Raw genomic sequence first — 11197 nt, 5'->3', positions numbered from 1 at the left:
TAGAAGTCTTAAAAAAGAGTTTAATCAATTAAAAATACAATGCCTTTCCTTTTATCCCATCTTAACTACTCCAAACTCCTTTCTCCTCCTTTATAACCCTATTAATCAAAAAGAATTAACGCTTTTATATATTTAATCATTTTCCCATATTTGTTATGATAAAATTAAATTGATATTGAAAAAAATAATTTCATTTAATATTGTGCAAATTCAAAGAGGTACCAATGGTTAAAAAACAGACAGGAAAATTTGTTTTACGTAAAATAATTATTATTTCTATTTTTATTTCAATGTCTATCATGTTGGATTATTTTCAAAAATGGTTTTTACCTTTTTTAACTTTACCTTTTGGAGGACAAATATTTAAATTATCTTTTCTTGTTTTATTTTTATCAGGCTTCGTTTTAGGTTTTAAAAACGGTTTAACAGTCAATTGTTTTTACACTTTATTCCATTTATTAAAAAGTTATGCTTATATCATCAGTACTAAAGAAGTTTATCAATTAGATTGGTTTTATTTTTCCTTAACTTTACTGTTTGATTACCTTATTTATGATTTATCCGTTAGTTTATCAGGTCTTTTTTATAAAAACGATTTTAACCAGTTAAACAATAAAAAAACTATTTTTATCAGTTTGTTTACAGTAGTCTTTTTAAGGATTTTAAGCACTTCTCTTTCGACTTATTTCGTTTATTTTCAAAGAATCAACCCTTCACAAAAAGATTTGTTTTTCTGGGGTTTTTTATACAGTTTAAAAGAAAAAGGACAAGCTTGGGAATTTTGTTTATTTTTTAGCTCTTTTTTATTTATAATTTATTATGTTATCGGCAGTATATTAATTATTTTTTTAGCTCCTAAATTAGAATATGTTTTAGAAAAATATTCTTTAGAAAAAATTAACTCTTAAGTCAAAGAAGATCATGGAGGAAGAAATGAGTCATATTCCATGACTCATTTCCGTTTTAGAACTCTTTGGAGAAAGAACTTTCCTCCTTTGAAGAGTTCATCTTTCAAATAAGAGATAGAAAAGTAAGAAAATTAATATATTTTTTTAGTAAAAATGAGTTAAAACGATTTATAATATATTTAGTTATGACATTTAAAAATTTTTATTTTTACCTTAAAATATTTTTAAAAAGTTATTCACAAGATAGGAATTGTAATTTATGGCTGAAAAAAAACCTTATTTAGTTATTTTATTTTATAATTATTCACATATTGAAGACCCTGAAGCTTTTCAAAAAAGTCATTTAAAGTTTTGTCAAAATTTAGGACTTTTAGGGAGAGTTATTGTTTCTCATGAAGGTATTAATGGTACTTTATCAGGTTTAGAAAAAGACATTAACGCTTATATGGAGTATTTAGTACAAGATCCACGTTTCTCAGAAACAGAATTTAAAATAGAGTCTTCTGATAAACATGTTTTCCCTCGTCTTTCGGTCAAACATAAAGAAGAAATTGTGGCTTTAAAATTAAAAGATGATATTTCTTTAGAAGAAAAAGCGAATAATTATTTAAAACCCAAAGAATTTTATCAATTATTACAAGAAAAAGATGTAGTAGTGTTGGATGTTCGTAATGATTATGAATATAATATAGGACATTTTAAAAACGCTATTAACCCTAATGTTCGTAATTTCCGTGATTTACCTGAATGGGCTGAACAAAACATCTCTTTATTGAAAGATAAAAAAGTTTTGACTTATTGTACTGGTGGAGTACGTTGTGAAAAAATGTCTGCTTTTTTAAAACAAAAAGGCGTAGAAGAAGTTTACCAATTAGAAGGCGGTATTGTTAAATACGGTCAAGACGAAGAAGTTCAAGGTAAATTATTTGACGGTCAAGTTTATGTTTTTGATGAAAGAATAGCGACTAAAGTGAACCAACACGAACACGTTATTGTGGGTAAAGATTATTTTGATCAAAAACCATGTGAAAGATATATTAACTGCGCTAATCCAAGTTGTAACGTACAAATTTTATGCAGCGAAGAGAACGAACATAAATATTTAGGTAGTTGTTCCAAAGAATGTCGAAAACATCCTAAAAACCGTTATGTTATTAAACATAATATTGATATCAACCAAAAAGAATATGAAGCAATTTTATAATAATTAGGTTCAAAAAGGATTAACTTATTAAAATTGTTCTTTTTTTGTTAAAATATTTTGACTTTTGACAATAAATAAGATAAAATAATATGAGAGTTTTTATTTTATTATAATTTTTTAAAAATTATAATATTTTAAAGAGTTTGTTTTTTTGCTTTTCTGAGAAATGATGGATTTATGATAATAACGTTGTTAAAACATGTTATTCTATAAATTTGGACAAATTAAATTATTAAAAATAAAAAAAGGAGGATTGCGAAATGTTTGCGATTATAAAAACAGGAGGCAAACAATTTAGAGTGTCTCCAGGTCAAGAAATTTATGTAGAAAAATTACCTGTTAACGAAGAAGAAAATTACGTTTTTGAAGAAGTTTTAGCTATTGAAAACGATAAGAAAATTTTAGGTACTCCATTTGTTGAAGGAGCTAACGTTGAAGCTAAAGTGCTTAAACAAGGTAAAGCTAAAAAAATCATTGTAGCGAAATACAAAAGAAGAAAAAAATATCGTTTAAAACAAGGTCATAGACAACTTTATACTAAACTTTTAATCACTAAGATAACTGTTTAAGTCAATGATTGAATATTTTTTTCAAAAAGAAAACAACATCATTCAACAAATAGAAATTAAAGGTCATGCTTTATACGCTGTTAAAAATAAAGATATAGTTTGCGCTTCTGTTTCCACAGCTATTATCCTCACTATGAATGCTATTGAACTTTTCGGTTTACAAAAAAAAGTTACTTTTCAATTGAAACAAGGATATTTTTCTTTAAATTTATTAGAAACAGACGAGATTGTCAATAATCTCTTAACTAATTTAGAATATTCCTTAAAAGATTTAAATAAAACTTATAGTAAATATTTACAAGAAAAAAAATAATTTAAAAAAGGTGTTTTAATCATGTTAAAGTTAAATATTCAATTATTTGCTTCTAAAAAAGGTGTTAGTTCGACTCGTAATGGTCGTGATTCTCATTCTAAGAGATTAGGAGCTAAATTATCAGACGGTCAACGCGCTAATGCGGGTTCAATTATTTACCGTCAAAGAGGAACAAAAATTTTTCCTGGCAATAATGTAGGCATTGGTAAAGATGATACTTTATTCTCTCGTGTCAACGGTATCGTTAAGTACGAAACTAAAAGAAATAAGAAAAAACAAGTTTCTGTTTACTTTGTGGAAAACAAATTAAATTAAGGTTTTTTCAATTGAGAAGGAACAATTATAAATGAATTTTATAGATGAAGCCATAAATTTCGTTCAAGCTGGTAACGGCGGCAACGGAATTGTTTCTTTTAGAAGGGAAAAATTCGTTCCTTATGGAGGTCCTTCCGGAGGAAACGGCGGACAAGGCGGATCCGTTATTTTCGTTGGTGAAACCGGCGAAAACACTTTATTAAAACTGAGATACAAAACTAAAATAAAAGCTTTACACGGAGTTAATGGTAAAAATAAAACTCAAAATGGTGCTAAAGCCGAAGATTTATTTGTGAAAGTTCCTTTAGGGACTTTAGTTTACAATAATGAAGATAATAGTTTTATTGGGGAAATTTTAGAACACGGTCAACAGTTAGTGATCGCTAAAGGCGGTCGTGGTGGTCGTGGTAATTTTGCTTTAGCTAACTCCAAAAATAAAGTCCCTAATTTCGCGGAAAAAGGCGATTTAGGGGAAAGTTTAACCATTAAAACAGAGTTAAAAGTTTTAGCTGATGTCGGTTTGGTTGGTTATCCTAATGTGGGTAAATCTTCTTTAATTTCGGTTATTTCTAACGCTAGACCTAAAGTAGATTCTTATCCTTTTACGACTTTACAACCCTTTTTAGGGATGGTTTATCATCAAGACTTTAGTTTTACAGTAGCCGATATTCCTGGTTTAATTGAAAATTCTCATTTAGGTCGTGGAATGGGGATTAGTTTTTTAAAACATATCGAAAGATGTAAAGTTTTGGTCCATTTATTAAGTCCTGAAAGTGATGATATTTATCAAGATTATCAAAACTTACTGCAAGAATTAAAAATGTATAATCCAGCTATTTTAAAAAAACCACAAATCATTGTGGTTAATAAAATGGATTTACCTGAAGCTGAAGCTAAATTAGCTGAATTTCAAAAACATTTTCCTGAGGAAAACATTCTTTCCATTTCTACTTGGAATAGTTTGAATTTAGAGACGTTGAAATTTAAAATTATAGATTCTTTGAAAAATCATCAACCGATTATGCCGGAAATAGATACCACTCATCAACTTTTTACTTTAGACGAAGAAAAACAGTTTGAAGTTTATAAAGATGAATTTGGTGATTTTGTATTGAAAGGCAAAATGGTAGAAAAGTTTTTTTATAGAACGGATTTTAATAACTACGAATCAGTGAAAAAGTTTTCTCATATTTTGAAGAAAATAGGTGTCGAAGAAGAATTGAAAAGAAAAGGTATGAAAGATAACGATCAAGTGAAAATTTGTGATTATATTTTTGAAATAGCCACTTAATCCCAAGATTAAATGAAGAAAAAAAACAAGCTCAATTAGAAGAAGATTCACAAACTGAAACTGAATCAGAAACAAATGAAGAAAATTCTTCAGAAGAATAAATTTAATAGAAAATAAAGAATGAAAAAAATATTTTTTTGAAATAGAGGTTAATAATAAGTTGACTCATAGTATGGAAAATTACAATAATATATCTAACAACCAAGAACAAACCCATAAAAATCAAAAAACATATTTTTTTCTTTTTATTTGTGGTTTGTTATTATATGCTTTAGTTTTTGTACCTATCAATTTTGCTGGTTGGTTGAAAGACAAGAATTATGAAATGCCATTTCAATATACCTTAACAATCCTTATCTTGTTTTTTACAGGTTGTCATGTTATTATAGAAGGTTTTGTAGAAACTTATCAAGATACAAAAGAAAATAAAAAATTTACCCCAAACGTTCATATTTTAATGACTTTAGGTGCTTTAGGGGCGATTTATTTAAAAAATTTTAACGAAGCAATTTTATTGATTATTATTTTCGCTACTGCTAATTTTTTAGAAGAATATATTGAAAATAAAAACCAAAAAGAAATCAAAAATCTTTTAAAAATGGCTCCTACCCAAGCAAGATTGTTAAAAGAAAACGGCGAATTTGAATTAATAGAAGTAGAAAAATTAAAAATAGGCGATAAAGTTATCGTCTTAAATGGTGATCAAATTCCTTCTGATGGTATTATTATTTCTGGAACTTCTTCTATTGATGAATCCAGCATTACGGGAGAAAGTATTCCTGTTGATAAGAAAGTAGGCGATAAAGTTTTTGGTAGTAATATCAATGGCAATAACACTTTAATTGTTGAAATTATCGCTACAGTAGAAAATAATATTTTTTCCAAAATTATTCAATTATCTTATCAAATGAAAAATAATATGTCTAAAAGAGCTACTTTAATTAACAAATTAGAGCCTTTATATGTAAAAGCAATCATGTTAATTTCTGTCGGTATTTTATTATTTAGTCAAATAATATATTATTCTTTCTCTCATATTGAATATTTCAAATTTGAAAATATTTTTTATAAAAGTATGGTCTTTTTAACTGTAGCTTCCCCTTGTGCTTTAGTTGCTTCTGATGTTCCTGCTACTTTTGCTTCTATTTCACATTTAGCTAAAAATGGTATTTTATTGAAAAATGGTAATTCTTTAAGTAATTTATCCAACATTAAAGCTATTGTTTTTGATAAAACAGGAACTTTAACTACCGGTAAAGCCACAGTAAAAGAAATTTTTTTCCCTTCAGAAATAGAAGGAAAAGATAAAATAGAGTATTTAACAATTTTATCTAAAATGGAGCAAAAATCTAATCATCCTTTAGCTTTTGCTATCAATAAATATTTAAGTAAAAATTTTACATTAAATAATGCTCCTGAAATGCAAGTTGATAATTTAATTGGCGTTGGTTTAGAATCTTTTCATGAAGGTCGTCAATATAAAGTAGCCAAATACAACTCTTTCCCTCAAGTTTCTGAAGAAATAGAACTCAAAACTAAGCATCTTTTAGAAAAAGGCAATACAGTGCTTTATTTTAGTGATAATGGTAAAATAATTATGGTAATAGCTATTTTGGATGTAGTTCGCCCTGAAGCTGAACAAATGGTGAATTACTTTAATGAGAATAACATTCATACAATCATGTTGACAGGCGATAATGAAAAAACCGCTATGGCAATAGGAAAACAATTAAACGTTGATTATGTTTTAGCTGATTGTTTGCCAGAAGATAAATCTAATAAAATAATCGAAATTAAAAGCAAATACGATATGGTAGCCATGGTAGGTGATGGGATTAACGATGCGCCTGCTTTAGCTAACTCTGATGTAGGTATCACCATGCAAGAAGGTACTGATGTAGCTATCGATATTGCTGATATGGTTTTAATGAAAAATAATTTAAATAAAATAACTTACGCTCATAAAGTTTCTAAGAAATTAAATAGTATCATATTTCAAAACATTATATTTTCTATCGGAGTTATCGTTATTTTATCTATAACTAATTTTATCCCTATCGCTGATATTAAATTACCTTGGGCTGTCTTTTTACACGAGATTAGTACTATTTTAGTCCTTGTAAACTCTTTAAGAATACTAACCAACATTAAAGAAAAAGACCAATTATTCCCTTTTCCAACTAACTAAATGAACTAAATATTGATTATAAAAAAACCACTATATCTTTTTTAGTGGTTTTTAACTTATATAATAGTTTTTATTTTTGTAAATAAATGTTTTATATATTGTAAAAAGTTATTCTATACAGAAAAAGAGTGATATTATGTTTAAAAAACAAGATAAAAAGTTCCGTTTAAACATCATTTTAAAAAAGGTTGTTCCTAACACAGTTAAGATTGTTGTTTTTAAAAATTTAGCCCGTAAAACTCATTTTAAAGCGGATTCTAATATACTTTTTGTGAACCCTAATGTTTTAAAAATGGTAGAACATTTTTTACAAGAAAAAAAGTTAAAACAAAATCAGAAGACTAAAGAAAATAATGATTAATCCGCTCTTTTAATTATTTTAACCCTTCTCCCTTAATGAAAAAACTTATAATAAAAAACCTTATTTCATGTGTTAACATAGAAAGAAAAAAGACCACTTGATTCCAAGTAGTCTTTTTTTCGCCTTTAATTAAAGTTTTTTTGAACCTTAATTATAAGCGCATATCTTCAAAACCATTTTTTTTAATATCTTTATAAAATTTAAAATAAAAATAATAAGTGACCGAAAAGAGAAGGATTGTGTTTGCTGTTAGATTGGCGAAATGATATCCTTGCCAAGACTTATTCGCATTTTCATATTTGTTCCACGGGGATAATTCCCAATAACCTAAAACAATGATGAAAGAAATTCTTAAAAATACTCTTAATAAAGCGAAAAACATATCAATACGAGGCTTTTTAAAAGGAATCATACTTCTAATCATTATCCCTTGAGTAACAACTGTATAAAAGCCAGAAATAGAAGCGATCATGATACCTAGTTGAAATTGATATTGTTTTGTTCCTTCCAAACGATATTCTGGTTTGCAACCTTTGATCAAAAAGTATAATTCTTGACCAAAAAAACCAAAAATAACGGTGAAAACAAAACCTAAAATCATATTTAATAATAAAGTTTTTTTAATTGTTTCAAAAGCTCTTTTGAGGTTTTTATTCGCTAGATTAGCAGAAATAATAGATAATTGAGCCTCTTCTAAAGCAAATCCAAAATTCAAACCGATGGCCGCTATACCATCTCCTATTTGAACCGCACTTAAACTTCCGCTAGGATAAATTTTCCAACCGATAATAAGGACAATTAATCTTCCGCTTTCATAAATTAATCTTCCACCCAAAATAGGTAAAGCTAATTTTAAAATATTTTTCAATATATTAGTTTTAGTATTATCCACTTCTTCACTGTCTGTTAATTCACCTTGGTCTCTTTTTAAAGAAATAACAAATAAAACCACTAGAAAAATAGTGACTAAAAAACTGGATAAAGCGGTAGAAACTCCTAACCAATAAGGATCTTTCTTGCCAATATAAACGAATAAGAAATTGATAGATACTTTGAAAATAACAAACAAAGCGTTGGAAAGATAAATAGTTTTAATATTCCCTTTTACTCGTTCTAATCCTAATAAGACCGTATTAACAGCCATTAAAACTCCTGAAATAATTAAAAAAATATAATATTTACGAACCGTTTTAAAAACATCTTCTTCCATCCCAGAAAGGACTTTATGTAAAATAGGACTACCAATTATGACAGCTATTAAAGCGATGCCAAAAGTAATACCTATAATGGAAAAAAGAGTGGTTTTAATCATTTTTTGAGCAGTTTTATAATTCTTTTTAGCGTATTCTTTACCTATTACAACTATGCCTGCTGTAGCCAAAGATAAACCCATAAAAGAAAACATATTTTGAACACTGCTGATTATAGCAAGAGAATCAGTAAATTTTTCCGATCCGTCGGGTTTATCTGCCATAAATAGATCGATATTTTTAGGTATCACTTGAAAAGCTATATTGGTTAAAGCGATAGGGATGACCAACATTAAAAGGACTTTAAATAAATTGCCTTCTAAAAATAATTTTTGTTTGGCTTTTTGCTTTAATTGTTTTTTGTTAGAACGTATTTCTTGTTTAGACATTCTAATGAAACTCCTTTATTTATTTAAAAAATAACAATATTATTTTTTATAAAAAGATGTTTTTAATTTTATTCACAAGGCCAAATGTTTTGCATTTTATTTTTGGAATTTTTGTATTGAATAAAATCTTTTAAAAACTTTTTGTCAATCATCATCATATCTTCAATAGGTAAATCTTCTTCATCGAACCATTTCAAATCAGAAACTTCATCATGTTGTTGGTTAGGTTGTCCTTCTGTTTTACTAACGATAAAACCCATTACGACAGGATAAACAATATCGCCATTAGGATAAATAATTTTAATATCTTCTCCCGCGTATGTTTTGAAGTAATTCATAGTAACCACATCTAAATCAGTTTCTTCTTTTAATTCTCTTAAAGCGGCTTCTTTGAAATTTTCTCCTAATTCCATAGCTCCGCCATGAAGACCCCAAATTTGAAAATCTTTTCTAAATTGAAGCAAATATTTATTATTTTCATAAACAATAATAGAAGTTCCTGGAGAAAAAATCGGATCTTTCCCTATTTTACTACGTAATCCTTGAATATAAGACATTTTTTAATTACCTTTCTGTTGTTACTTTTTTCAAACATTTATTGAAAAATATTATTTTTTTAAATAAATAATGATTATAAAAATATATGTAACAACTTAACCAAAAAACAAATGCTTACAACTTTAACAAACCAAACTCATTTTTTAAATATTAATTAAAAAATGTCAATATTTTTTCTTATAAATATTAATTTTTATTTGCAAAATAATTACTCTTTTATATTTTAATGGAATTAATTATTTTTTAATTATTTAATTGCATTAAAATATGTTTTTTAATGATTTTTTTCTTTTACTAAAAATCATAAAAAGCAATATTATTTTTTTAATACCGAAAGAAGGGACAATTAATAGATGAAGGGTATTTTTGATAATTTAGTTCAAAAAAAGCAATAATGTTAAAAATTGATCTATTGAGAAGAGAGAAGATATTTTTTTTGAGCGAGATTGACTATTTGGAATCCATTTTAAGAAATAAGGTTCATTTTTGGCATAAAAAAAAAGATCCTCAAATGAATTAGGATCTGATGAGGCAAATTAATCATTTGTGTTTAAATATATTGATTTTAGTTTTTTTAAAAAAATAAACTTTTTAAAAATATATATGTTATATTATTATCGATTCCTTTCTTTTTTGGTCCGAAATGACATTAAACTATTTATTAGCGTAAGAAAGGAGTCTTTTATGGAAAAAATTATTGATTTTTTAATTGTTATTCAATCGCTTTCATTAGCGATTTAACAAATCGTAAGTGGTTTATTATTATTTATTAAATTTTTTAAAAATATATAATAGAATAACGATAAACAAAAAAAGAGACCTTAAGTTTAACGGCTTTGGTCTCTTTTTTGTTTTTTATTTCGCGTAAGAAATATTTATGGAATAATTATTTTATAACAAATCCCCCAAACCAAAAACTTTAACATTTTTGTTTGGATATTTGTATTTTAGCATTTATTTTTTAAAAAGTCAAGTTTTTTTAATTATATATGGTTAATTGGAAATAGTTAGATATTCTAACAATTTGTTTTTGACTTTTTCTTGGGGAGATTGGGTAGGTGGTAAAAATAAAACTTTTAATTCGTTTATTTGCGAGTGTAAACGTTGTATTTTATTGTTGGATTTTTGGTTTTCTCCTTCTAGGCGGATTATTTCTTGCGATAATTCATTTTTAGAATTTCTAATTGTATCCTTTTTTGTTCTTAATTCTTGTTTTTCATTGTGATATTCGAATGTATCAGGAATAGAAGCTATTTCTGCTTTTAAATCATCTTCTTGTTTTTGTAATTTTTTGATTTCTTGTTGTTTTTGTGTTATGAGAGGGTTATTTTGATTTATTTTTGCTTGATGAGATACAATTTCTCTTTCATATGCTTGAATTTCTGGTGTTGAAGGGGCAGAAAGAGCAGCAGAGATGTTTTCAGAATCTAGAAATTTTTGATAATCTGTTTGGGTTTGTTGTATTTTTGGCAGAAGAATAGAAGGTAAATTATCAGGTAAAGAAGTGGATTTATTTTTATCTACAATGTAATTTAAAATTTGGTTAAAAGTTTGTCGGGAAACAGAAATTTTTTCATTCATAGGAGTTGGTTTTTAGATAGATCATCTAAGTTTTGATTTACTGTTTCTGATTCTTTTTTCATTTGTTCTAATTCATTGCGATCTTTTTTCATTTTAGAGATGTTTTCATCTAATTCTTTAAATTTTGCTGCCAGTTCTGAGTCCATGATATCTTCATCATTGTATTCTTCATTGGGTTTGGTTTTTTTGTTGGGACGTTTTTGTTGTTGTGTGTTGTCGGTGGCATTTGAGGTTTTATTATAACGATAAACACCGTAAATGATGCCGGAA

General features: G+C 26.9%; 12 protein-coding genes. 8 read left to right on the top strand and 4 right to left on the bottom strand.

The window, feature by feature from the left end:
- Positions 1-224 precede the first annotated feature (224 nt).
- From HR065_RS01445 to HR065_RS01410, 8 genes are all read left to right on the top strand, one after another.
- Complete coding sequence (locus tag HR065_RS01445; protein ID WP_178734146.1) at positions 225-908, top strand: hypothetical protein; 684 nt, start codon at positions 225-227, stop codon at positions 906-908.
- A gap of 259 nt (positions 909-1167) precedes the next feature.
- Positions 1168-2112 carry an oxygen-dependent tRNA uridine(34) hydroxylase TrhO gene (trhO, locus tag HR065_RS01440; protein ID WP_178734145.1) on the top strand — a complete coding sequence of 315 codons (945 nt, stop codon included), beginning with the start codon at positions 1168-1170 and terminating at the stop codon, positions 2110-2112.
- Positions 2113-2372: 260 nt separating this feature from the next.
- On the top strand, positions 2373-2681 hold the full coding sequence (gene rplU / locus HR065_RS01435) for a 50S ribosomal protein L21 (RefSeq protein ID WP_178734144.1): 309 nt from the start codon (positions 2373-2375) through the stop codon (positions 2679-2681).
- A gap of 4 nt (positions 2682-2685) precedes the next feature.
- Positions 2686-2994: a ribosomal-processing cysteine protease Prp gene (locus HR065_RS01430; protein ID WP_178734143.1), complete on the top strand. Its 309-nt coding sequence runs from the start codon at positions 2686-2688 to the stop codon at positions 2992-2994.
- An 18-nt stretch (positions 2995-3012) separates the two neighbouring features.
- Complete coding sequence (rpmA, locus tag HR065_RS01425) at positions 3013-3309, top strand: 50S ribosomal protein L27 (RefSeq protein WP_222813009.1); 297 nt, start codon at positions 3013-3015, stop codon at positions 3307-3309.
- Between the two features lie 31 nt (positions 3310-3340).
- Positions 3341-4600 carry a GTPase ObgE gene (gene obgE, locus HR065_RS01420; RefSeq protein ID WP_178734142.1) on the top strand — a complete coding sequence of 420 codons (1260 nt, stop codon included), beginning with the start codon at positions 3341-3343 and terminating at the stop codon, positions 4598-4600.
- Positions 4601-4772: 172 nt separating this feature from the next.
- Positions 4773-6788: a heavy metal translocating P-type ATPase gene (locus HR065_RS01415; protein WP_178734141.1), complete on the top strand. Its 2016-nt coding sequence runs from the start codon at positions 4773-4775 to the stop codon at positions 6786-6788.
- 136 nt (positions 6789-6924) lie between these two features.
- On the top strand, positions 6925-7149 hold the full coding sequence (locus tag HR065_RS01410) for a hypothetical protein (RefSeq protein WP_178734140.1): 225 nt from the start codon (positions 6925-6927) through the stop codon (positions 7147-7149).
- 151 nt (positions 7150-7300) lie between these two features.
- Here the strand turns inward: HR065_RS01410 and HR065_RS01405 are convergent, their stop codons facing one another.
- From HR065_RS01405 to HR065_RS01390, 4 genes are all read right to left on the bottom strand, one after another.
- Positions 7301-8788, bottom strand: coding sequence for an MATE family efflux transporter (locus HR065_RS01405; protein WP_178734139.1), 1488 nt, complete (start codon positions 8786-8788; stop codon positions 7301-7303).
- Between the two features lie 68 nt (positions 8789-8856).
- Positions 8857-9345 (bottom strand): NUDIX hydrolase, encoded by a 489-nt coding sequence (locus HR065_RS01400; RefSeq protein ID WP_178734138.1) that lies wholly within the window; start codon positions 9343-9345, stop codon positions 8857-8859.
- A gap of 994 nt (positions 9346-10339) precedes the next feature.
- Positions 10340-10927, bottom strand: coding sequence for a hypothetical protein (locus HR065_RS01395; RefSeq protein ID WP_178734137.1), 588 nt, complete (start codon positions 10925-10927; stop codon positions 10340-10342).
- Positions 10924-11197: hypothetical protein (locus HR065_RS01390; protein ID WP_178734136.1), on the bottom strand; the 274-nt coding region annotated here is incomplete at its 5' end. The genes HR065_RS01395 and HR065_RS01390, both read right to left, overlap by 4 nt.

The organism is Candidatus Phytoplasma pruni (assembly GCF_013391955.1).
Lineage (GTDB): Bacteria > Bacillota_I > Bacilli_A > Acholeplasmatales > Acholeplasmataceae > Phytoplasma.
The sequence above is the reverse complement of the archived record's forward strand: the minus strand, read 5'-3'. Positions and strand labels throughout refer to the sequence as shown.